This is a genomic window from Variovorax sp. FW301-JW7 (assembly GCF_058788795.1).
On the sequence record NZ_JBYTBC010000008.1, the window covers coordinates 321,242 to 342,248 of the forward strand.

Here is a 21,007-nt window from a genome sequence, read left to right on the forward strand (position 1 = left end):
CCACCAGGAGACCGATCCATGGCAGCCACCGAAGTCGTCATGCCCGAACAGCTCGTGCAGGAGCTCGACCTGCAAAGCCGCATGCCGATCGCGCGCATCGGCCAGGCGCTGATGTCGCTGGGCATGATCACGCAGGCGCAACTCGACGCGGCGCTCCAGCAGCAGCAGCGCGAGCCCACGGTGCCGCTGGGCGAGACGCTGGTGCGCATGGGCGTCGTGAGCCGCGGCCAGCTGCAGACCGCGCTGGTGCGCAAGATGGGCTACCCGCTGGTGAACCTTCATGTGTTTCCGGCCGCGGCCGACGCGCTGCGCAAGGTGGGCCACGAGGCCGCGCGGCGCCTGCAGGTGATGCCGCTCATGCTGCACGGCGGGCGCCTGGTGGTGGCGCTCGACGACCCGGTCAACCGGCACGCGGTGATCGACGAGGTGGAGTTCATCGCGCAGACGAAGATCATTCCCGTGCTGGGCCAGTGCCTGGACCTGGACGGCGTGCTGCACAAGGCCTACGAGAAGGTCGGCCAGGTGGCGGCCGACCGGCCGGTGATCGACATGAACGACCCGATGCGCCCGCTCGAGTTCGACATGACGGGCACCAGCACGCTGCTGAAGACACTCGAGAAGGAAGAGTCGACCGCCGCGCCCGCCGCCGGCGAGCCGCCCGTGGAGCAGTCGGACAACTCGCTGGTGCGCATGATCAACAGCATGATCCTCGAGGCGCATCGCGAGGGCGCCTCCGACATCCACATCGAGAGCGACCCGGGGCAGGAAAAGACGCGCATCCGCTTTCGCCGCGACGGCCGGCTCTACACCTACCTGGAGCTGCCGCCCAGTTACCGCAACGCGGTGGTGGCGCGCGTGAAGATCATGTGTGACCTGGACATCAGCGAAAAGCGCAAGCCGCAGGACGGCAAGATCAACTTCTCGAAGTACTCGCCGCAGCACCGCATCGAGCTGCGCGTGGCCACCATCCCGACCAACAACGGCCTGGAAGACGTCGTGATGCGCATCCTGGCCTCGGCCAAGCCCATCGCGCTGGATGCGCTGGGCTTGTCGGAGCGCAACCTGGCGCAGTTGTCGCAGGCGGTCGACCGGCCCTACGGCATGGTGCTGTGCGTGGGCCCGACAGGCTCGGGAAAGACCACCACCTTGCACTCAGCGCTCATGCGCATCAACACGCCCGAGCGCAAGATCTGGACCGCCGAAGACCCCATCGAGATCACGCAGCCGGGCCTGCGCCAGGTGCAGGTCAACCCGCGCATCGACTGGACCTTTGCCAAGGCGCTGCGCGCCTTCGTGCGCGCCGATCCCGACGTGATCATGGTCGGCGAGATCCGCGACGCCGAGACCGCGAAGACCGCCATCGAGGCCTCGCTCACCGGCCACCTCGTGCTGTCGACGCTGCACACCAACAGCGCGCCCGAAACCGTGACGCGCCTGCTCGACATGGGCATGGACCCGTTCAACTTCGCCGACTCGCTGCTGGCCGTGCTGGCGCAGCGGCTGGTGCGCTGCCTGTGCCCGCAGTGCGTGCAGAGCCGTCCGGCGACCAGCGAGGCGGTCGAGGAGCTGCTGGCCGACTACATGCATGCCTTCGGCGCGCAGGACACGCCGGCCGCGCGCGACGCCGTGCGCGCCGACTGGCTGCAGCGCTACGGGCGCGACGGGCACATCCAGACCTACACGAGCACCGGCTGCAAGCACTGCAACGACACCGGCTTCAAGGGCCGCTTGGGCATCCATGAACTCATGGTGATGTCGAAGGGCCTGCGCCGGCTGGTGCAGGGCGGCGCGCGCGCCGAGGAACTGCAGGACGCAGCCATGCGCGAAGGCATGCGCACGCTGCGTCAGGACGGCATCGAAAAGGTGCTGGCGGGCCGGACCACGCTCGAGGAAGTGCGCGCGACCAGCAACGTCTGACCTCCAACGTCGGAGGTCAGGGAAGTCTCAGGCGGCGGCGTCCCACGCCACCGCCGGCAGCGTGGCGATGGCCGGCCGCGCGAACAGGTAGCCCTGAAACAGTTCCACGCCGATCTCGCGCAAGGCGCGCACCTCTTCGGCCGCCTCCACGCCTTCGGCGATCACACGGATCTGCAGCTCGTCGCAGGTGGCGACGAAGCCGCGCACGATGGTGAGTCGCACCGGGTCGGCATGGATGCCGCGGATCAGGCTCAGGTCGATCTTCACCACGTCGGGCTGGAACGCGGCCAGCAGCTCGAAGCCCGCGTAGGCGGCGCCGAAATCGTCGATGGCCGAGGTGAAGCCGTGGCGCTTGAAGGCGCGGAAGGTGTCAGCCAGGCCGTGCAGGTCGCGCACGCGCTCGCCCTCGGTGATCTCGAACATCAGCTGGCGCACCGGAAACTTGCAGCGCTTGGCGGCAGCCATGGCGGTGCGGAAGCACTCGGCCTGCCCCGCGACGTCGTTGGGCATGACGTTGAGGCTCAGGCGCGACTTCATGCCCAGGCGCGAGGCGATCTCGATGGCCTTGACGCGGCAGGCTTCGTGGAAGGCGAAGCGGTCGACCGGATCGACGCGCCCCAGCACCTCGGCGGCGCCTTCGCCCGACAGGCCGCGCACCAGCGCCTCGTGCGCATAGATCTCGTGCCGGCCCAGGTCCACGATGGGCTGGAACGCCATGGTGAACCCCGAGGCGAGGCCAGCAGGCGCGGCTTCAGCATGTATTTCGGCGATCACGTTGGATGGACCTCGCGGGCAAGGTTGCAATGGCGTTGGATGGCGACTCCCAAGAGCGTAAATGTAAACGGTTCTATACACCGCACGCACCACCCCCTGCGACAACAGGTCGCGCCCCATGAAGACATCCGACCTAGGTCCGGCCCGGGCTGTAGACCGAAATCACTCGTGTGTTTTCCCGGTATCAGAAAAATCTGTAGCAAGCTGTCGACGACAGGGCTGCGTCCTATGTCCCGTCGGGGAGAGATTGGTTAGAAAGGGGGCGCCCACTACTGGAAACGGTGGGTGGGTTTTCACTGTCGTTCCCGGGTTTCCAGTCACCGATGAAAGGTCCCGTCCGATGCGCCACCAGCCTCGCTCCCTCCTTCGCACACTGGCCCGTACCGTGCTGCCCGTCGGTGCCTTGTTGACATTGCTGCCCGCGCAGGCGGTCACGACGACCACGACCTTCCAGGTCACGGCCACCGTGCTCAAGGCCTGCCTCATGACCACGCCGGCCACGCTGGCGTTCGGACCGTACGACCCGGCGTCAGCCACCGCGCTGGCCGGCACCACCAGCCTCAACGTGACCTGCACCTTCGGCACGCCCTACTCGCTCGGCCTGAGCGCGGGCAGCGGCTCGGGCGCGTCGGTCACGAACCGCCTGATGACCAGCGCCACGGCGGCCGCCGGCAACAACACGCTGGGCTACGGCCTCTTCAAGGACAGCGCGCACCAGACCAACTGGGACAACAGCGTCGCCGGCACCGGCTACGTCGGCAACGGGACGCCCCAGACGCAGACGATCTACGGCCTGATTCCCACGGGGCAGTACACCGCGGCGCCGGCCATCGACTACACGGACACGATCACGGTCTCGCTGACCTATTGAGGGCGCCGTTGACCGCCTTCACCGCAGGCCGCCACGGCATGCGTCGCGCCCTGCTGCCAGTCGCATGGGGGGCCGGCCTGCTGCTGGCCGCCCTTGCTCCCGCTCCCGCCGCGGCCACCAGCCTCAGCGTGGCGCCGCTGCGCATCGTGCTCACGCCGCAGCGCCCGGTCGCCTCGCTCACCATGGGCAACGCCGAGGACACCGAGGTCGCCGTGCAGGCCGAGGTGGTGGCGTGGTCGCAGCAGGACGGGCGCGATGCCTACGAACCCACGCGCGACGTGCTGGTCAACCCGGCCATCTTCCGCCTGCCGCCGGGCGGGCGGCAGATCGTGCGCCTCGGGCTGCAGGTGCCGGCCGACGCCGGCGAGCGCAGCTACCGCGTCTTCCTGCGCCAGCTGCCGCGCGACCAGGCCCTGCCGGCGGACGGCGCCGAGGGCGCGAAGGTGCAGACGCTGCTGCGCATCGGCGTACCGATCTTCGTGCCGCCGTTGCAGCTGCGCCGCGCGCTGCAATGGTCGCTGCAGCCTTCGGCGCGCGCCACCGGCACGGCAGGCACGGCCTGGCGGCTGGTGTTCGACAACCAGGGCAGCGAGCACATCCAGGTCACGCAGCTCGTGGTGCGCCGCGAGGACGGCACCGAGCTGCTGCGCAAGAGCCTGTCGCAGTACGCGCTGGCCGGGCAGTCGGCCGGCATCGACATCGAACTGCCCGCCCTGCCGCCCGACACCCGGCTGCAGGTCGAGGCCGCCACCGATGCCCCCGAGGCGTCGTCCAGCGCCACCGTGCGCGTGCCCCGTGCGCCCGCCACGCCACGCTAGCTTGTGGGTCTGCTGCGGCTGGCTGGGCCTGCGCGTGGCCTGCGCACAGACCTCACCCGCTGACATGGCGGGCGAGGTGCAGCCCGCGATCCTCGACGTGCGCATCAACGGCCTGAGCCAGCCCGCGCCGCGACCGCTCTTGCGGCGCGGCGCCCAGCTGCTGGCGTCGGCGCCCGACTTCGCGGCCTGGCGCCTGGTGCGGCCCGCCACCGCGGCGTTGCAGCGCGACGGCACCGACTACTACGACCTGCGCGCGCTGCCCGGCGCGCAGCTGCAGCTCGACGAAGGCGCGCAGAGCGTGGACCTGAGCGTGCCCGCCGAGGCGTTCACGCTGGGCACCGTGCATGCGCACGCGGGCGACCGCCCGCCACTGTCGGCCTCGGCCTTCGGGGCCTTTCTCAACTACGACCTGGCCTTGCAGCACGACCGAGAAGGCACGCGCGCCTCGGGCTATTTCGATGCGGCTGCCTCGGGCGACTGGGGGCTGGTGGGCACGAGCCTCGTTGCCGGCCAGTCCGCGTTCGGCGGGCGCGGCACGACGCGGCTGGACAGCTACTTTCGCCGCGACGACCCCGCGCGGCTCACGCGCCTCACGGTGGGCGATTCGGTCACGCAGGCCGCCGCGTGGTCCACGCCCTTTCGCTTCGGCGGCGTGCAGTTCGGCACCCGCTTCGGCTTGCAGCCCGGCTTCATCAGCTACCCGATGCCGACCCTGCGCGGCGGTGCGGCCGTGCCGTCGGCGGTGGAGGTGTATGTGAACGACACGCTGCGTTATCAACGGCGTGTCGATGCCGGCCCCTTCGCGTTCAGCGACGTGCCCGTGCTCACCGGCGCGGGCGAGATGCGCTTCGCCGTCACCGACGCGCTCGGCGTGCAGCGCACCGTGACCACGCCCTACTACGTGAGCTCGAACCTGCTGCGCGCGGGCCTGTCCGACTACTCGCTCGAAGCGGGCTGGACGCGGCTGCGCTACGGCGAGCGCAGCTTCGACTACGGCCCGCCCTTCGTCGCCGGCACGTGGCGGTACGGCGTGAACGACAGCGTGACCGTCGAAACACGCGGCGAAGCCAGCGCGCGCAGCCAGACCGCGGGCGCCGGCGTGACCTGGGTCTGGGGCACGCTGGGCGAGCTCTCGCTGCACGGCGCCGCCAGCCGCAGCAGGGACGGCGACAGCGGCCGCCTCTGGCGCGCCGCCTACACGCGCACCAGCGATGAATGGAATTTCTCGGTGAGCCGCCAGGTGGCCAGCCGCGGCTTCACGCAGATCGCCTGGCACGACAGCCCCGTGCACACCGACGCACAGACCCAACTCTTCGCAGGCCGCTCGCTGGGCCGCTACGGCACGCTGGGCGCGAGCCACACGCGGCTGCGCTACAACACCGGCGAGCACATCGGCGTGACCACCGCCAGCTGGTCGATCAGCCTCGGCGGCAACGCCTGGCTCGGCACCTCGGTGGCCCACACGCGCCAGGACGGCAAGCGCTCCATCACCTCGGTGAACGTCAGCCTCAGCTTCACGCTCGGCGAACGCCAGCACGCCACGCTCTCGGTGCAGCAGCAGAAGCCGGGCGGCCATTCGGCCGTGGCCGAGTGGGTGCAGCAGCCGCCCAACGACACCGGCTGGGGCTACCGGCTGCGCGCCGCCGACGGCGAGAACGCGCGCAGCGAAGCCGGCGTCGATTGGCGCGGTCGCTACGGCACGCTCGCGGCCGAAGCGGCACGCGCGCAGGGCCAGACCGCGGTGCGCCTGCGCGCCAGCGGCGCCGTGGGTTTTGCGGGCGGCGTGGGCTTTGCCACGCGCCAATCGGACGACGCCTTCGCGCTCGTGACCGTGCCCGGCGCCGCCGGCGTGAAGGTCTACCGCGAGAACCAGCCCTGGACCACCACCGACAGCGAAGGCCGCGCCGTCGTCTCGGGCCTGCGCGCCTACGAGCCCAACCACATCAGCATCGACAACGGCGACCTGCCGATCGAGGCGCAGGTGCGCAGCGACGTGCTGCGCGTGGTGCCGCGCTACAAGGGCGTGGCGCAGGCCAGCTTCGACATCGCGCGCGAGGCCATCGCGAACATCACGGTGCTGCTGCCCGATGGCAGCCCGCTGCCGCCGGGCATCGACGTGATGCGACCGGCGCGCGGCACCTCGCTGCTGTCGGGCTTTCACGGCCTCGTGTCGGTCGACGACCCGCAGCCGAACGAGCGCTTCGAGGCGCGATGGAAGAACGGCCATTGCCGCTTCACGCTGGGCGCGCCCGACCGCGCCGCCGGCGCACTGCCCTCGATGGGACCTTACCGATGCGAACCCGTGTCGTCGTCCCCGCGCTGACCGCCGCGCTGGCGCTGGCGGGGCTGCTGGCCCCGGGCGCGTCGCGGGCCGCGTGCTCGGGCGTGGGCGTGTTCAGCTGCAGCGCCACCGTCAGCGCGACAGCGCTGGCCTTCGGCAACTACGACCCGGCCGTCGCGACGCCCAAGGACAACACCTCGACCGTGACCGTCGCCGGCACGGTCACGGGCCTGGGCATCCTGGTGACGCTGTCGTTCACGATCAGCCTGGACGCGGGCTCGGCCGGCAACATCACCAGCCGGCAGATGGTGGGCCCGGTCGGTGCCACACCGCTGGGCTACAACCTCTACACCACCAACGCGCGCAGCACCGTCTGGGGCCTCAACAGCGTCAGCGACAGCTACAGCGCGCTGGCGAACCTCGGTGGCGTCACCACGCTGCGCCCCCACACCGTCTACGGCCGCATTCCGGCCGGCCAGTACGTGGCACCGGGTCCCTACAGCAGCACCATCACGGTGACCGTGACGTACTGAGACAGCGGCACGCTCAGATCGACCGCCCGCCGTCCACCGGCATCTCCACCCCCGTCAGGAAGCGCGCCTGCGGGCTGCCCAGGAACACCGCGACATTCGCCACGTCTTCCGGATCGCACATGCGCCCCAGCGGAATCGTCGAGACGAAGCGCGCGCGGTTGTCGGCCGTGTCGGCCACGCCCATGAAGTCCTGCAGCAGGCCCGTGGCGGCCATCACCGGCGCGATGAGGTTCACGCGGATGCCGTCGGGCGCGAGCTCGACCGCCATCGACTTCGTCATGACCCGCACCGCGCCCTTCGAGCTGTTGTACCAGGTGAGGCCGGGCCGCGGCCGGATGGCGCCGACCGAGCCGACGTTGAGGATCACGCCGCCCCCGTTCGCCTTCATCACCGGCACGACGGCGCGGGCCATGTGGTAGATCGACTTCACGTTCACCGAGAACACGCGGTCGAAGGTGGCCTCGTCGACCTCGAGCATCGACTGGTTGCGATGCGTGGTGCCCGCGTTGTTGATGACGATGTCGGGCCCGCCGAAACGCGCCCTCGCCTGTTCGACCAGCGCCTGCACCTGCTCGAAGCGCGTCACGTCGCAGGCCACGGGCATGGCGTTGTCGCCCAGCGCCGAGGCCACCGCCTGCGCGGCCTCCAGGTTGATATCGGCCAGCACGACCTTCGCGCCCGCCGCGACATACGCGCGGGCGATGGCGGCGCCGAAGCCGCTCCCCGCCCCGGTGACGATCGCCGTCTTCTGGTTCAGCATCGACATGGTGTTTGTCTCCTTATTCGTAGTGATGGACGACGGTCTTGGTGGTGCTCATCTCCTCGAGCGCCAACAGACCCTTCTCTCGGCCGTAGCCGCTCTTCTTCACGCCGCCGAAGGGCAGCTCGACACCGCCTCCCGCACCGTAGCAGTTGATGAACACCTGCCCGCTCGCCAGCCGCCGCGCCATGCGCGCCTGGCGGTTGCCGTTCTCGGTCCACACGCCGGCCACCAGGCCGTACTCGGTGGCGTTGGCCAGCTGCACCGCGTCGTCCTCGTCGTCGAAGGGCATCGCCGCGAGCACGGGGCCGAAGATCTCCTGGCTCGCCAGCCGGTGCGTGCGCGGCACCGGGCCGAAGAGCACGGGCGCGACGAAGAAGCCTTCGGGCGACAGGCCGTCCGCGAGCCGGCCTTCGGCCAGGCGCGGCACGCCTTCGGCCACCGCCTCGCGCACGATGGCCTGCACGCGCGCCTGGTGCCGCGCGTTGATCATCGGCCCGCAGTCCAGGTCCTGTTCCGGGGTGCCGACCTTCAGGGCCGCGAAGTGCGTCGCGATGGTGTCGACGAAGCGGTCGTAGATGCCCTTGTGCACCAGCAGCCGGCTGCCCGCCGAACAGGTCTGGCCGGCGTTCTGCACGATGGCGCGCACGATGACGGGCGCGGCCTTGGCCAGGTCGGCGTCGTCGAACACGATCTGCGGCGACTTGCCGCCCAGCTCCAGCACGCAGGGCACGTGGTGGCGCGCGGTGGCCTGCTGCACCTGCATGCCGACCTCGGGCGAACCGGTGAAGGTCGCGAAGTCGATGCCCGGGTGCGCCGTGAGCGCGGCGCCGGCCTCGGTGCCCAGGCCGGTGACGATGTTCAGCGCGCCCGGCGGCAGGCCGGCCTCCATCGCCAGCTCGGCGAGCTTGAGAGCGCTCAGGCACGCGTCCTCCGACGGCTTGACCACCGCCGCGTTGCCCATCGCCAGCGCGGGCGCCAGCGTGCGGCCCATCATCTGCGCCGGGTAGTTCCACGGGATGATGTGCGCCGTCACGCCGTGCGGGATGCGCACCACGCTCACGTTGTAGCCGTTCAGGTACGGAATGGTCTGGCCGTGCACCTTGTCGGCCGCGCCGCCGTAGAACTCGAAGTAGCGCGCCACCGCCGCCGCGTCGGCGCGCGCCACGGCCATCGGCTTGCCGGTGTCGCGCGCCTCCAGCTGCGCCAGCGCCTCGCCGTTGGCCAGGATGAGCTGCGCCAGGCGCTGCAGGATGCGCCCGCGCTCGGTGGCCGTCATGCGGCCCCAGGCGCCGTCGAGCGCGCGGCGCGCGGCGGCCACCGCCAGGTCCACGTCCTCGGCCCGCCCGCGGGCGAGGGTGCCGAAGGGCTGCGCGCTGCACGGGTCGAGCACCGCCAGGGTCTCGCCCGAGCGCGCATCGACCCAGCGGCCGTCGATCAGCATCTGGCGTTTCATCTCAGGCCTGCGCGGTCACGCCGGCGGGCTCGACCTCCTTCATGAAGTTGGGGTCGTTGTAGTGGTACAGGTCGTCCAGGTAGGGCACGAAGAAGTCGTAAAACGAGCGCGTGTCGTAGCGCGCCTGCTCGCCCGGTGCGATGCACTCGGGAATGGGCGCCACGCTGGCGTCGTCGTCGGGGTAGAAGAAGAAGGTCAGCGCATAGCGCTTCATCGGCGGGTTGACCACGCGGTGCGGCGTGGCAATGAAGTGGTCGTTCGACAGGCGGTTGAGCACCTGCCCGGTGTTGACGATGAGCGCGTCCTTCACGTAGCTCACCTTGAGCCACTCCTTGGCCGGCGTCATCACCTGCAGGCCCGGCACCGGCGTCATCGGCAGCAGCGTGAGGAAGCTGCCGTCGGAGTGCGGCGCCAGCGCGTACTGGCCTTCGTCCATGTGCTCCTCGGGGTGGTAGTAGGCGCAGCGCTGGTAGTACTCGGGCGCCTTGAACATCGGATCGAAGTGCTCGGCGCGCAGGCCGAGCGCACGCGCGTAGATGGGCAGCAGCTTCAGCGAGAGCTTTTCCATCGCGCTCTGGTAGGCATGCAGCGCGGCCTTGAAGGCCGGCAGGCTCTCGGGCCACTGGTTCAGGCCGCGGTGGCGCACGTTGGCGCGCACCTTGGGGTCGTCGGCGTCGCGGTTGCGCATGAAGAGCCAGGCGGCGTTGGTGTCCTTCTTGGTGTTGACCGCGATCTTTTCCATGATGGCGGTCGACTTCAGGATCGACGATTTCGGCGGCAGGTAGCCCTGGTGGTGGTAGCCGACGCGGTGACGCAGTTTCTCTTCCATCGCCAACTCGAACAGCTTGGCGGTCTGCGCGAACGACTCGTCGATGAGCGACTGCGGGATGCCGTGGTTCACGATGGCGAAGAAGCCCAGGTTCTCCTGGATGAGCTTCACGTCGGCGGCCAGTTGTTCCAGCGCGCCGGGCTCGCCGGCCAGGTAGGGGCCGACATCGAGCAGCGGCAGTTCCTTCGCGGCCGCGATGGCGGCCTTCACCTTTTCGGACGGTGCGACGGTGGGAGGGATGGCACGGGGGTTGGCTGTCATGGTCTTTTGTCTCCTGTGGTTGGAAAGGGTGGGTGGGCAGGGTCCGGCCGCCTCAACTCCAGTTCTTGCACTTCGATTCCGCCTTCGATGCGAAGGCCTGCTCGCCCGGTATGCGCTGCACCGGCTTGTAGTAGTCCCACGGGCGCCTGGAGTCGGCCGGGCTCTTGATCTCCATGAGCTGCAGGTCGTGCACCATGCGGCCGTCGCCGCGGATGTAGCCGTTGGACGTGTACATGTCGTCGATCTTCAGCGTGCGCAGCTGCGTCATCACCGGGTCGGCGCTGTCGGTGCCGGCGGTGCCCACGGCCTTCAGGTACTGCAGCGCGGCCGAATAGCTGGCGGCCTGCATGCTGGTGGGCATCTTCTTCATCTTGTCGAAGAAGCGGGCCGACCACTTGCGCGAGCGCTCGTCGGTGTCCCAGTACCAGGCCTCGGTCAGGTTGATGCCGCTGGTGAGCTTCAGGCCGAGCGCATGCACGTCGGTGATGAAGAGCATGAGGCCGGCGATCTTCATCGACTTGGTGACGCCGAACTGCTGCGCGGCCTTGATGGCGCCGATGGTGTCGCCGCCGCCGTTGGCCAGGCCCAGCACCTGCGCCTTCGAGGCCTGCGCCTGCAGCAGGAACGACGAGAAGTCGGTGGCCGACAGCGGATGCCGCACGCTGCCCACGACCTTGCCGCCGTTGGCCAGCACGACCTGCGTGGTCTCTTTCTCGAGCGAGTCGCCGAAGGCGTAGTCCACTGTCAGGAAGTACCAGCTCTTGCCGCCCTGGCGCGTCATGGCGGCGCCGGTGCCGCGCGCCAGCGCCACGGTGTCGTACAGGTAGTGCACGGTGTAGGGCGAGCACTCTTCGTTGGTGAGTTGCGCGGCCACGCCGCCGGTCACCATCACGACCTTCTTCTTCTCGGCCGCGATCTTCGCGATGGCCAGGCTGGTGCCCGAGCTGGGCCCGCTGATGATCATGTCCACGCCCTGCGTGTCGAACCACTCGCGCGCCTTGGTGGCGGCGATGTCGGGCTTGGCCGAGTGGTTGGCGGTGATCACCTCGATCTTCTTGCCGTTCACGGTGCCGCCCGCATCGGCGACAGCCATCTTCACGGCCTCCACGAGGCCCGCGCCGCCCATGTCGGAATACAGGCCGCTCATGTCGGCCATCACGCCGATGCGAACGACGTCGTCGCTGCCCTGCGCAAAGGCCGGTGCGGCCACGGCAGCCAGCACGGCCGCCGCGATGCGCCGGCGCAAGGGCGGTGTCCTTGGAATCTCTTTTGTTTTCGTCGCATGCTTTTGCATTTTTTGTCTCCTTCTTCTGTCGTAGGTTTCGAACGCTATCGGTCCGCTGCGTGGCTCCCATCGCTTGCACGCTGCGCCGACTGGTGGCGCAGCAGCTGCAACATCTGCGGCCGCACCGGCCCCGGCATGCGGGCCGCCACGGCCTCGCAGTGCGCCCAGAGCGCGGGTGCGACGGGGGCGCGCAGCCGAACGGCGTCGAGCAGCCGATGGATCGCCAGCCGGTCGTGCCGCATGGCCACGCTGCGCTCCAGCAGGGCGAGCGCCGCCGCACGGGCGTCCTGCGCCTGCTGCGGCGAGGCGTGCGCTTCGCCGCCGGCGCGCAACGACCTCTTGAGCGTGCGGATGGCGTCGCGCTTCATGCGCCCTCCTGCGCATGCGGCAACGCGGCCACGGCCCGCACCAGCTGCTCGGCGATGGGCCTGTCGAAGAAGGCACCGTCCTGGCGCGCGATGAACTGCCCGATGCGCAACTCCAGCAGGCGCCGCAGCCGGTAGCGCGCGCGCCGTGCGCGGGCCATCGCGCGCACCTCGGGCGCCTGCGCGTGCCAGGCCTGGTGGCGGTCGATGGTGTCCGACAGCGCCTGCAGCGATGCCGGGTCGCCGGCCGCGCTCAGCAGGATGGGCGGCACCCAGTCGCCCGGGGCGTGGCGCGCCATCGTGGCGATGCGGCGGATGTCGGTCGCCATGCGCTGCGCGCCCGGCAGGTCTGCCTTGTGGACCACGAAGATGTCGGCCATTTCCATGATGCCGGCCTTCATGGCCTGCACGATGTCGCCGCTGTCGGGCAGCAGCACCAGCACCATCGTGTCGACCTGCGCGCGCACGGCGTGCTCGGCCTGGCCCACGCCGACGGTTTCGAGCAGCACCTCGTCGAAGCCGAAGCGGTCCATCAGTTCCAGCATCTCGGGCAGGTTGTCGGCCAGCCCGTCACCGGTGCGGCGCGAGCCGAGCGAGCGGATGTACAGCTGCGCATTGCCCGCAAGCTCGTCCATGCGCACGCGGTCGCCGAGGATGGCGCCGCCGCTCTTCGGGCTGCTCGGGTCCACGGCCAGCACGCCCAGGCGTCCGCGCGGCGCGCGCAGCTGCGCCAGGTGGCCGACCAGCGTGCTCTTGCCCGCGCCCGGCGCGCCGGTGATGCCGACACGCCGCGCCGCATGCGACGGCGGATCGCGCAGCGGCTCGCGCGCCAGCGCCATCGGGTCGGCGTTGGCCAGCCGCGTGAGTTCGCGGCTCAAGGCCCACCGATCGAGCGGCGCCGCGTCCATGTTCATGCCGCCACCTTGCCCAGCACCTCGTCCGCATGCTCGTTGAGCAGCGGCGGCAGGCCGTAGCGCGGCGTGAAGCCGTCGAAGCGCACCGGGCTGGCCACGGCCTGCAGCGGCAGGCTGCCGTCGCCCAGCGACACCACCAGCCGCCGCGCGGTGGCGATGTCGCCGCACAACGCGTCGTTGAGCGTGCCCACCTCGGCCGCCACCACGCCCAGCGGCACCAGCCGCCGCACCCACTCGGCCGCCGGCGCACCGCGCAGCAGCTGCGCGATGGCGGCGATGACCTCGGTGCGGTGCGCACGCCGGCCGGCCATGGTGCAAAAGCGCGCGTCGGTGGTCCATTCGGAATGCCCGACCTCGTCGCAGAAGATCTTCCAGAACTTGTCGTGCGTGATGAAGAGCGTGAGCCAGCCGTCGGCGGTCGGGAAGATCTGTGCCGGCACCACGTAGGGGTGCGACGAATCGGCCTGGCGCGCCATGGTCTCGCCCGCGTTGAGCACGGCGCCGGCCAGGTAATTGAGCTGCGAGAGCATCACGTCGTACATCGCGACGTCGACCTGCCCGCCCTTGCCCTGCACGATCTTGGCCAGCAGGCCGATGGCGGCCACCAGCCCCGCCGAGTTGTCGACGGCCGAGTAGCCGGCCTTGGTGGGCGGTGCGTCGGGGTCGCCGGTGAGCGCCATCACGCCGGTCAGCGCCTGGATCACGTAGTCGTAGGCGGGGCTGTCGGCGTGCGGGCCGTCCAGGCCGTAGCCGGTGAGCGCCACGCAGACGATGCGCTCGTTCCACTGCCGCATGGCGTCGTAGGTGAGGCCGAGCTTGCGGATCGCCGAGGGCCGCAGGTTGGTGACTACCGCGTGCGAGGTTTCGGCGATGCGGCCCAGCGCCTCCTGCCCTTCGGTGCTCGCGAGGTCGAGCACCACGCTCTTCTTGCTGCGGTTGAGGCTGGCGAAGTAGGCGTTGTGCGGGCCGATGAAGTGCGGGCTGACACTGCGCGCGATGTCGCCTTCGGGCGTCTCGATCTTGATGACCTCGGCGCCCATGTCGGCCAGCATCAGGCCGCAGTACGGCCCGGCCAACATGTGGCCGACCTCGATGATGCGGATGCCGTCGAGCGGCCCAACCGCGCTCACAGGAGTGCCTCCGTGCTTCGCACTGCGGTGCGAGCTTGCTTGGGGCGGCCCGGCGCGGCGCTCATGCCAAACACTCCGCCAGCGACGCCACCACCTGCTCCAGCGGCATGTCCGCCGTGAAGACCGCACTCACGCCGAGTGCGCGCAGGTGGGCATGGTCTTCGGCCGGGATGGTGCCGCCGACGAACACCTTCACGTCGTGTGCCTTCAGTTCGCGCAGCTGCGCGATCACGTCCGACACCAGCTCCTTGTGGCTGCCCGACAGGATGCTCAGGCCGACCGCGTCGACGCCTTCGTCGACCGCCACCTGCGCGATCTGCAGCGGGCTGCGGCGCAGGCCGGTGTAGATCACCTCTGCGCCGGCGTTGCGCAGGGTCAGGGCGATGATCTTGGCGCCGATGTCGTGGCCGTCGAGGCCGGGCTTGCCGATCAGGATGCGCCGGGCCGCGAGCGCGGCGGTGCCTGGTTGCTGCGTGCTCATAGGTTCACCGGCTCCTTGAATTCGCCCCACTGGGCTTTGAGACAGGCCACCATCTCGCCGACGGTGGCGTAGGCGTGGCAGCACTCCACGAGGTAGGGCATGACGTTCTCGCGGTCCTTGGCCGACGCGGCCGACAGCCGCGCGAGCGCACGCGCCACGGCCGCGTTGTCGCGCGTGTCGAGCGTGCGCTGGAACTTCTCCAATGCGCGCTGCGCCACGGTCGGGTCGAGCGTGAAGACCTCGCCGACCTTGACCTCTTCGTTCTCTTTCCTGAAGTGGTTCTGCCCCACCACCACGGTGCGCCCGGCGTCGTTGTCGAGCTTGCGTTCCAGGCCGCGCTCGGCCAGCCGCATCTGGATCCAGCCTTCCTCGATGGCGCGCACCACGCCGCCGTAGGCGTCGATCTCGTCCATCACGCGCACGATCTGCTCTTCGATGCGGTCGGTGTGCTGCTCCAGGAAATAGCTGCCGCCCAGCGGATCGACGGTGCGGCCGATGCCGCTTTCGTAGGCCAGGATCTGCTGCGTGCGCACCGCCAGCTCGGCCGAGAACTCGGTCGGGATCTGGAAGGCCTCGTCGAAGGCGCAGGTGAAGATCGACTGCGCGCCGCCGAACACCGCGGCCATGGTTTCCACCGCGACGCGCACCACGTTGTTGTAGGGCTGCGGCGCCACCAGCGACGAGCCGCCGCACACCACGCCGAAGCGGAAGTGCTGGGCCTTCGGGTCCTGCACGCCGTAGCGCTCCTTCATGAGGCGGGCCCACAGCCGGCGGCCGGCGCGGAACTTCGCGATCTCGTCGAAGAAGTCCATGTGCACATAGAAGAAGAACGACAGCCGCTTGGCGAACTTCTCGACGTCGCCGCCGCGCGCGCGCAGCTCGTCCACATAGGCTAGGCCGTTGGCCAGCGTATAGGCCATTTCCTCCGCGGCGGTGGCGCCCGCGTCGCGCACGTGCGCCCCGGCGATGCTGATCGGGTTGAAGCGCGGCGAGACCTCGTTCGAGTACAGGATGGTGTCGGCAATGAGCCGCATCGACGGACGCACTGGAAAGATCCAGGTGCCGCGCGCCACGTACTCCTTGAGGATGTCGTTCTGGATGGTGCCGGTGAGCTGGTCGCGCCGCACGCCCTGCTTGTCGGCCACCGCCAGGTACATCGCATAGATGATCGCGGCCGTGCCGTTGATGGTGAACGAGGTCGAGATGCGCGACAGGTCGAGGTCCTTGAACAGGATCTCCGCCTCGCTGAGGTTCGACAGCGACACGCCGACCTTGCCGATCTCGGGGCGCGCCATCGGGTGCGTGGGATCGAGCCCGCACTGGGTCGGCAGGTCCAGCGCCACCGACAGCCCCGTCTGACCCTTGGCCAGCAGGAACTTGTAGCGCTCGTTCGATTCCTCGGCGGTGCCGAAGCCGGAGTACTGGCGGATGGTCCACAGCCGGCCCTGGTAGCCGTCCGGAAAGATGCCGCGCGTGAAGGGGTAGGCGCCGGGCTCACCGATGCGCTCGGGCCGCACGGCGTCGGCACCGACGCTGGCGGGCACCTCGATGCCGGTCGGGCTCGTGGGGTACAGGCGCGGCTCGTTGACGGCGCTGGGCATGAGGTCGTCGCGCTTCATCGGGCGGCCTTGGCAAGGAAGCGGTCGGAGGCCTGCCAGTGGTCGTCGTGCAGCCACGTGGCCAGCACCTGCGCATGCTCGACCTCGCGGCGCGCGCCGTACGAGGCGCCCTCGCGCCACGCGATGAGCTGCGCCTTCATTCCGCGCAGCACCTGCGGCGGATGCGCGCGCAGCGGCGCAAGGAACGCGCGCAGGTCTTCGCCGTCGGCGCCGTCTGCAATCGACGCATCGGCCAGGCCCCACTGCAGGGCCTGCGCCGCGTCGACCATTTCGCAGCGGCCCATCATGCGCAGCGCGCGCGCACCGCCCACCAGCCGGCACAGGTCAGGGCCACCGCCCCAGGCGGTGCTGATCGCGAGCTTGGCCTGGATGAAGCCGATGCGCGCGTGCGCGGCCTGCAGGCGCATGTCGCAGGCCAGTGCCAGTTCGGCCCCGCCGCCGATGGCGTCGCCGTTGAGGTACGCCAGCACCGGCACCGGGCAGCGGCGCACGGCGTCGAGCGCACCGCGCGAGCGCTCGACCATCGCGTGGGTGGCGGCCTCGTCGCGCACGTCCGAGAGCTCGACCAGGTCGCCGCCCGCAGCGAAGAAGCGCTCGCCGGCGCCGCGAAGAATGACGAGCCGGGTGTCGGGCCGGGCCCCGTGCGCGGCGACCGCCTGGGCCAGCGCCGTGAGCACGCGGCCCGCGAGGGCGTTGTGCTTGGCGGCGCGGTCGATGGTGATCCACACCACGCCGTCGGCGTGTGCGTCCACTGTGATGTCCTGGCTGGCTTGCTGCACCTTGGTATGTCTCCGTCGAACTGTCGTGGGCCCATCGTAGGAACCGACTTATTCGGGAACAAGAACCTATGTTCAGCATTACGAACGAATGACAGAATGACCGCGCGGATCGCGCTCGCCGATCCCGTTTGTTCAGGCGGCTGAATTTCGTCGCCCGGTCCGTTCCACCGTTCAGGAGAAGCGCCCATGACTGGCGTCACCGTGACCGCGATCGCGCGGGTGATCGACATCTTCGAAGCCTTCCAGGCGAGCCAGCGGCCGCTGTCGCTCACCGAACTGGCCGAGGCCGTGGGCGTGCCCAAGAGCACCTGCCACGCCATCGTCTCGACGCTGACCGCGCGCGGCTACCTGTACACGCTGAGCCGGCCGCGCGCGCTCTACCCGACGCGGCGCATGTTCGACGTGATGCACGACATCAGCGCCAAGGACCCGTTCATCGAACGCGCCACGCCGGTGCTCGAGCGGCTGCGCGACGCCACGCGCGAGACGGTGATCCTCGGCAAGCGCCAGGGCGATTCGGTGATCTACCTGCAGGTGGTCGAGGGCCTGCACCCCATCCGCTATTCGGCCAAGCCCGGCGAGTTCAAGCCGCTGCATTCCAGCTCCATCGGCAAGGCGCTGCTGGGCAGCCTGAAGGAGCCCGAGCTACGCACCTGGCTCAAGGAGCGCACGCTGCCCGCCGTGACCGCCACCACCAAGACCGCGCACGAGGCGCTGGTGGCCGACGTGCTCGACAGCCGCAAGCTCGGCTACTTCGTGACACGCGGCGAGAACGTGAGCGACGTGTGGGCCGTGGCGGCCTTCCTGCAGCTGCACAACGACACGGTGGCGGTGGCCGTGGCCGGTCCGCAGCACCGCATCGAATCCAGCGTGGCCGAGGTAGCGCGGCTGCTGGTGGCCAGCTGCAGCTTCCTGGCGCGGCAGGTCGAGCGGGGCTGATCAGCCCTTCAGCATGCCCGCCAGGCGCCGGGTGATGAGTTCGTCGGCCTGCGCCATGATGCGGTCGATGAGCTCCGCGCAGCTGGGCACGTCGTGGATCAGCCCGGCCACCATGCCGCAGCTCCAGGCGCCGGCGTCCATGTGGCCCTCGGTCATCACCTTCGGGTAGATGCCGGCGACCTGGTCCATGATGTCGTCGATCTTCAGCGCGTCGCCCTTGGCGCGCTCGATCTCCATGAGGCGCTCCACGCCCGCATTGTTGATCACGCGCTCGGTGTTGCGCAGCGAACGCATGATCAGGCGCGTGTCGAGCTCCGAGGCGTTGACGATGGCCTGCTTCACGTTGGCGTGCACCGGCGCTTCCTTGGTCGCGATGAAGCGCGTGCCCATGTTCATGCCCTCGGCGCCCAGCGCGAGCGCGGCCACGAGGCTGCGGCCGTCGGCCATGCCGCCCGAGGCGACGAACGGGATCTTCAGTTCTTCGGCCGCGCGCGGCAGCAGGATCATGTTGGGCACGTCGTCCTCGCCGGGGTGGCCGCCGCACTCGAAGCCGTCGACGCTCACCGCGTCGCAGCCGATGCGCTCGGCCTTGAGCGCGTGGCGCACCGAGGTGCACTTGTGGATCACCTTGATGCCCGCGGCCTTCAGCGCCGGCATGTAGGCCTCGGGGCTGCGGCCCGCGGTTTCCACGGCCTTGATGCCGCCTTCGACGATGGCCGCGATGTACTCGGGGTACGGCGGCGAGGCAAAGGTCGGCAGGAAGGTGAGGTTCACGCCGAAGGGCTTGTCGGTCATCTCGTGGCAGCGCGCGATCTCGCGCGCCAGCAGCTCGGGCGTCCTCTGCGTGAGGCCCGTGATGATCCCCAGGCCACCGGCGTTGGAGACGGCCGCAGCCAGCTCGGCGAAGCCGACGTAGTGCATGCCGCCCTGGATGATCGGGTGGCGGATGCCGAAGAGTTCGGTGATGCGGGTTTTCAAGGGAACGTCCTTTGGTCGGGGTTGCTGGGAAGGAAAGCGAGAAAGAAGAAATCAGGGCGGCGAGATGACGCGCAGCACGTCGCGCGCCATCGCCTTCATCCAGGCCGTGTCGTTCTTCAGCGCGGGCTCTGCGAAGGTCTTGGCGAAGGTGGGCCGCGCCATCTTGGCGTAGTTCAGCGTGCCGAAGATGAGCGTGAGCACCACCACGGCCGACAGGTCGTCGCGCACGAGGCCGGCCGCCTGCGCTGCCGCCACCAGACCCAGGCTGGCTTGCAGGAAGCCTTCGAGCGGCCGGGTCTGCGCATGCTGGATGCGCTCGGCGTTGTCGAGCAGTTCGCGCGTGACGAGCTTGAAGCCCGTGGGCCGTGCGTGCATCCACTCGACCTGCAGCGCGACGAAGGCCTGCAGCCGCGCAGGCAGGTCGGGGGCCGCCTCGACGCGCTTGCAGATGCGCGCCGTCAGGTCCTCGGCCTGCTTCTCGAGCACGGCGCGGTACAGCACCTCCTTGCTCGCAAAGTGGTGCAGCAGCCCCGGGTTGCCGACCTCGCAGTCGCGCGCAATGGCCGACAGCGACGCGCCCTGGAAGCCATGGTCGGCAAAGTGCTGCTCGGCGCGCGCGAGGATCGTTTCTTTACGGGAGGGGGCAAGGGTGGCCATCGGCGGTTCTGGAATGCGTCATGCGCAAGAGCGCATGCCGCGAAGACGCGACCGGCGATCAGACGCGATGCGCGCCATTCTTTCTTGTGTCTTGTGGTCTGGTTGTTGCACGCGCGACACCCTCGCGCGTCAGCGTGCGGCCGGCATCGCCGCCACCTGCTGCGCGAGTTGCGCATGGAAGCGCGGCGCGCTGTACTCGAAGGCGCCGAAGCTGAGCGCGTCGTTCGCGCCCGACGCCAGCCCGGCCTGGATCGACTCGGCCAGCGCGTAGTCTTCCGCGAGCGTGCGCCGGTACAGCGCCACGTTGGCGTCCCAGTGCGCGGTCGCCTTCTCCGAGGCCGGCGCCTCGGGAATCAGCGTGAGCTCGTGCACGCGCGTGCGCGTGGCACCCAGCGGCTCCAGCATGCTGAGCTGCGCGTGGTCGGGCTGCACCAGGATGGTCGTGTTGGGAAAGAAGAAGTAGGTCAGGTTGCCGTAGCGGCGCGGATCGAAACCGGCGGCGTCGGGCCGGTGTTCCTGGAACTTCGACTTGAGCAGGTACAGGCGCCGGTTCAGGTCGAACTCGTCGATGACCTGCAGGTTGTGCAGGAACATGTGGGCGATGGTCTCGCGGTGCGCCACCTTGAAGTGGTAGGCCTCGAAGGAACCGTCGACCAGCAGCTTCCAGTTGGCCTCGACCTCGTACGTGCGCGGCGCATAGGCCACGGGCGCGCGCAGCCCGGCCAGCGACTCGAGGTTGTCCATGAGCGCGCCCAGGTGCGCCCCGGGGTCGCTGTCCGCCTGCGACGGATCGCACACGACCCAGACCACGCCCGCGCGCTCGACGGTGGCCAGCCGGCGCAGGCCCGACTCGTCCTGCTTCAGGCAGGGAAAGCCGAAGGACTCGGGCACGCCGCGCAGGGCGCCGTCGGGCTTGTAGGTCCACGCGTGGTACGGGCAGACGAAGGCGCGCGCCTCGCTGCCGCTGCCCTCGGGCACCACGCGCGCGCCGCGGTGGCGGCACACGTTCAAGAAGGCCTGCACCTGCCCGCTCTCCTGGCGCACCAGCAGCAGCGGCACGCCGGTGTGCGTGAGCGACAGCCACGCGCCCGGCGAGGCGAGCAATGCGCTGGCGGCCACCGGCTGCGGATGCCGCTGCAGCAGCCGTCGCTCGTCGCGAGCGATGGCCTCGTCGGTGTACTGGCCGACCGGCACGCGGTCGCCCTCCCCTTGCGCGTCGGCGCGCCCGGCCTGCAGGGCCGTGGTCGCTCGGCGATGGAGTTCGGCTGCGAAGTTCTCGCTCATCGGGGGCTTTCTGTGCGATGCGATGCAGCCCGGTGAGCTGCGCGATCGGCCCAGTCTACCGACTGACCAGTCGGTA

Annotated in this window: 20 protein-coding genes; 6 read left to right on the top strand and 14 right to left on the bottom strand. The window is 69.8% G+C overall.

Annotated features, from left to right (window positions below; genetic code table 11):
* Positions 1-18 precede the first annotated feature (18 nt).
* On the top strand, positions 19-1,917 hold the full coding sequence (locus AC3WQM_RS22630; RefSeq protein WP_492681846.1) for a GspE/PulE family protein: 1,899 nt from the start codon (positions 19-21) through the stop codon (positions 1,915-1,917).
* A 27-nt stretch (positions 1,918-1,944) separates the two neighbouring features.
* Here the strand turns inward: AC3WQM_RS22630 and AC3WQM_RS22635 are convergent, their stop codons facing one another.
* Positions 1,945-2,634 (bottom strand): EAL domain-containing protein, encoded by a 690-nt coding sequence (locus AC3WQM_RS22635; protein WP_492681848.1) that lies wholly within the window; start codon positions 2,632-2,634, stop codon positions 1,945-1,947.
* A 397-nt stretch (positions 2,635-3,031) separates the two neighbouring features.
* Here AC3WQM_RS22635 and AC3WQM_RS22640 point away from each other — a divergent pair, with 397 nt between their 5' ends.
* From AC3WQM_RS22640 to AC3WQM_RS22655, 4 genes are read left to right on the top strand one after another with little or no spacing between them, the layout of a single operon-like run.
* Positions 3,032-3,562, top strand: a complete 531-nt coding sequence (locus AC3WQM_RS22640; RefSeq protein ID WP_492681850.1) for a Csu type fimbrial protein — start codon at positions 3,032-3,034, stop codon at positions 3,560-3,562.
* An 8-nt stretch (positions 3,563-3,570) separates the two neighbouring features.
* Positions 3,571-4,380: a fimbrial biogenesis chaperone gene (locus AC3WQM_RS22645; protein WP_492681852.1), complete on the top strand. Its 810-nt coding sequence runs from the start codon at positions 3,571-3,573 to the stop codon at positions 4,378-4,380.
* 1 nt (position 4,381) lies between these two features.
* A complete protein-coding gene (locus AC3WQM_RS22650; RefSeq protein ID WP_492681854.1) occupies positions 4,382-6,703 on the top strand; it encodes a fimbria/pilus outer membrane usher protein in 2,322 nt (773 codons plus the stop codon).
* The gene (locus AC3WQM_RS22655) at positions 6,673-7,194 is read left to right on the top strand and encodes a Csu type fimbrial protein (protein WP_492681856.1); all 522 of its coding nucleotides are present in this window, start codon (positions 6,673-6,675) and stop codon (positions 7,192-7,194) included. Before AC3WQM_RS22650 ends, AC3WQM_RS22655 begins: the two co-directional genes overlap by 31 nt.
* A gap of 13 nt (positions 7,195-7,207) precedes the next feature.
* Here AC3WQM_RS22655 and AC3WQM_RS22660 read toward each other — a convergent pair whose 3' ends face one another.
* From AC3WQM_RS22660 to AC3WQM_RS22705, 10 genes are all read right to left on the bottom strand, one after another.
* Complete coding sequence (locus AC3WQM_RS22660) at positions 7,208-7,960, bottom strand: SDR family oxidoreductase (RefSeq protein ID WP_369645956.1); 753 nt, start codon at positions 7,958-7,960, stop codon at positions 7,208-7,210.
* 13 nt (positions 7,961-7,973) lie between these two features.
* A complete protein-coding gene (locus AC3WQM_RS22665) occupies positions 7,974-9,410 on the bottom strand; it encodes an aldehyde dehydrogenase family protein (RefSeq protein WP_492681858.1) in 1,437 nt (478 codons plus the stop codon).
* 1 nt (position 9,411) lies between these two features.
* On the bottom strand, positions 9,412-10,500 hold the full coding sequence (locus AC3WQM_RS22670) for an isopenicillin N synthase family dioxygenase (RefSeq protein WP_492681860.1): 1,089 nt from the start codon (positions 10,498-10,500) through the stop codon (positions 9,412-9,414).
* 52 nt (positions 10,501-10,552) lie between these two features.
* Complete coding sequence (locus tag AC3WQM_RS22675) at positions 10,553-11,746, bottom strand: ABC transporter substrate-binding protein (RefSeq protein WP_492681862.1); 1,194 nt, start codon at positions 11,744-11,746, stop codon at positions 10,553-10,555.
* Between the two features lie 83 nt (positions 11,747-11,829).
* On the bottom strand, positions 11,830-12,153 hold the full coding sequence (locus AC3WQM_RS22680; RefSeq protein WP_492681864.1) for a hypothetical protein: 324 nt from the start codon (positions 12,151-12,153) through the stop codon (positions 11,830-11,832).
* Positions 12,150-13,064 (bottom strand): ArgK/MeaB family GTPase, encoded by a 915-nt coding sequence (locus AC3WQM_RS22685; protein WP_492681866.1) that lies wholly within the window; start codon positions 13,062-13,064, stop codon positions 12,150-12,152. Before AC3WQM_RS22685 ends, AC3WQM_RS22680 begins: the two co-directional genes overlap by 4 nt.
* On the bottom strand, positions 13,061-14,194 hold the full coding sequence (locus AC3WQM_RS22690; protein ID WP_369645950.1) for a CaiB/BaiF CoA transferase family protein: 1,134 nt from the start codon (positions 14,192-14,194) through the stop codon (positions 13,061-13,063). The genes AC3WQM_RS22685 and AC3WQM_RS22690 overlap by 4 nt, the downstream gene beginning before the upstream one ends.
* A gap of 61 nt (positions 14,195-14,255) precedes the next feature.
* Positions 14,256-14,675, bottom strand: a complete 420-nt coding sequence (locus AC3WQM_RS22695) for a cobalamin B12-binding domain-containing protein (protein WP_369645949.1) — start codon at positions 14,673-14,675, stop codon at positions 14,256-14,258.
* Positions 14,672-16,294: an acyl-CoA mutase large subunit family protein gene (locus AC3WQM_RS22700; protein ID WP_492681868.1), complete on the bottom strand. Its 1,623-nt coding sequence runs from the start codon at positions 16,292-16,294 to the stop codon at positions 14,672-14,674. The genes AC3WQM_RS22695 and AC3WQM_RS22700 overlap by 4 nt, the downstream gene beginning before the upstream one ends.
* Positions 16,291-17,073 (bottom strand): enoyl-CoA hydratase/isomerase family protein, encoded by a 783-nt coding sequence (locus AC3WQM_RS22705; RefSeq protein ID WP_492681870.1) that lies wholly within the window; start codon positions 17,071-17,073, stop codon positions 16,291-16,293. The genes AC3WQM_RS22700 and AC3WQM_RS22705 overlap by 4 nt, the downstream gene beginning before the upstream one ends.
* A gap of 186 nt (positions 17,074-17,259) precedes the next feature.
* Here AC3WQM_RS22705 and AC3WQM_RS22710 point away from each other — a divergent pair, with 186 nt between their 5' ends.
* Entirely contained in the window at positions 17,260-18,012 is a 753-nt protein-coding gene (locus AC3WQM_RS22710; RefSeq protein WP_101488879.1) for an IclR family transcriptional regulator, read from the top strand.
* On the opposite strand, the gene AC3WQM_RS22715 is transcribed toward AC3WQM_RS22710, so the two are convergent.
* The 3 genes from AC3WQM_RS22715 to AC3WQM_RS22725 form a co-directional block, all read right to left on the bottom strand.
* Positions 18,013-18,990, bottom strand: a complete 978-nt coding sequence (locus AC3WQM_RS22715; RefSeq protein WP_492681872.1) for an NAD(P)H-dependent flavin oxidoreductase — start codon at positions 18,988-18,990, stop codon at positions 18,013-18,015.
* A 51-nt stretch (positions 18,991-19,041) separates the two neighbouring features.
* Positions 19,042-19,647: a TetR/AcrR family transcriptional regulator gene (locus tag AC3WQM_RS22720; protein ID WP_492681874.1), complete on the bottom strand. Its 606-nt coding sequence runs from the start codon at positions 19,645-19,647 to the stop codon at positions 19,042-19,044.
* A gap of 129 nt (positions 19,648-19,776) precedes the next feature.
* Complete coding sequence (locus tag AC3WQM_RS22725; protein WP_492681876.1) at positions 19,777-20,931, bottom strand: aromatic ring-hydroxylating oxygenase subunit alpha; 1,155 nt, start codon at positions 20,929-20,931, stop codon at positions 19,777-19,779.
* Between the last annotated feature and the right edge of the window lie 76 nt (positions 20,932-21,007).

Excerpts from the sequence above, each read along its gene's own strand:
- AC3WQM_RS22720 (WP_492681874.1), bottom strand. The coding sequence starts at position 19,647 with ATGGCCACCCTTGCCCCCTCCCGTAAAGAAACGATCCTCGCGCGCGCC.
- AC3WQM_RS22630 (WP_492681846.1), top strand. The coding sequence starts at position 19 with ATGGCAGCCACCGAAGTCGTCATGCCCGAACAGCTCGTGCAGGAGCTC.
- AC3WQM_RS22660 (WP_369645956.1), bottom strand. The coding sequence starts at position 7,960 with ATGTCGATGCTGAACCAGAAGACGGCGATCGTCACCGGGGCGGGGAGC.
- AC3WQM_RS22725 (WP_492681876.1), bottom strand. The coding sequence starts at position 20,931 with ATGAGCGAGAACTTCGCAGCCGAACTCCATCGCCGAGCGACCACGGCC.
- AC3WQM_RS22685 (WP_492681866.1), bottom strand. The coding sequence starts at position 13,064 with ATGAACATGGACGCGGCGCCGCTCGATCGGTGGGCCTTGAGCCGCGAA.
- AC3WQM_RS22695 (WP_369645949.1), bottom strand. The coding sequence starts at position 14,675 with ATGAGCACGCAGCAACCAGGCACCGCCGCGCTCGCGGCCCGGCGCATC.
- AC3WQM_RS22670 (WP_492681860.1), bottom strand. The coding sequence starts at position 10,500 with ATGACAGCCAACCCCCGTGCCATCCCTCCCACCGTCGCACCGTCCGAA.
- AC3WQM_RS22700 (WP_492681868.1), bottom strand. The coding sequence starts at position 16,294 with ATGAAGCGCGACGACCTCATGCCCAGCGCCGTCAACGAGCCGCGCCTG.
- AC3WQM_RS22640 (WP_492681850.1), top strand. The coding sequence starts at position 3,032 with ATGCGCCACCAGCCTCGCTCCCTCCTTCGCACACTGGCCCGTACCGTG.
- AC3WQM_RS22655 (WP_492681856.1), top strand. The coding sequence starts at position 6,673 with ATGCGAACCCGTGTCGTCGTCCCCGCGCTGACCGCCGCGCTGGCGCTG.
- AC3WQM_RS22635 (WP_492681848.1), bottom strand. The coding sequence starts at position 2,634 with ATGGCGTTCCAGCCCATCGTGGACCTGGGCCGGCACGAGATCTATGCG.
- AC3WQM_RS22680 (WP_492681864.1), bottom strand. The coding sequence starts at position 12,153 with ATGAAGCGCGACGCCATCCGCACGCTCAAGAGGTCGTTGCGCGCCGGC.
- AC3WQM_RS22710 (WP_101488879.1), top strand. The coding sequence starts at position 17,260 with ATGACTGGCGTCACCGTGACCGCGATCGCGCGGGTGATCGACATCTTC.
- AC3WQM_RS22665 (WP_492681858.1), bottom strand. The coding sequence starts at position 9,410 with ATGAAACGCCAGATGCTGATCGACGGCCGCTGGGTCGATGCGCGCTCG.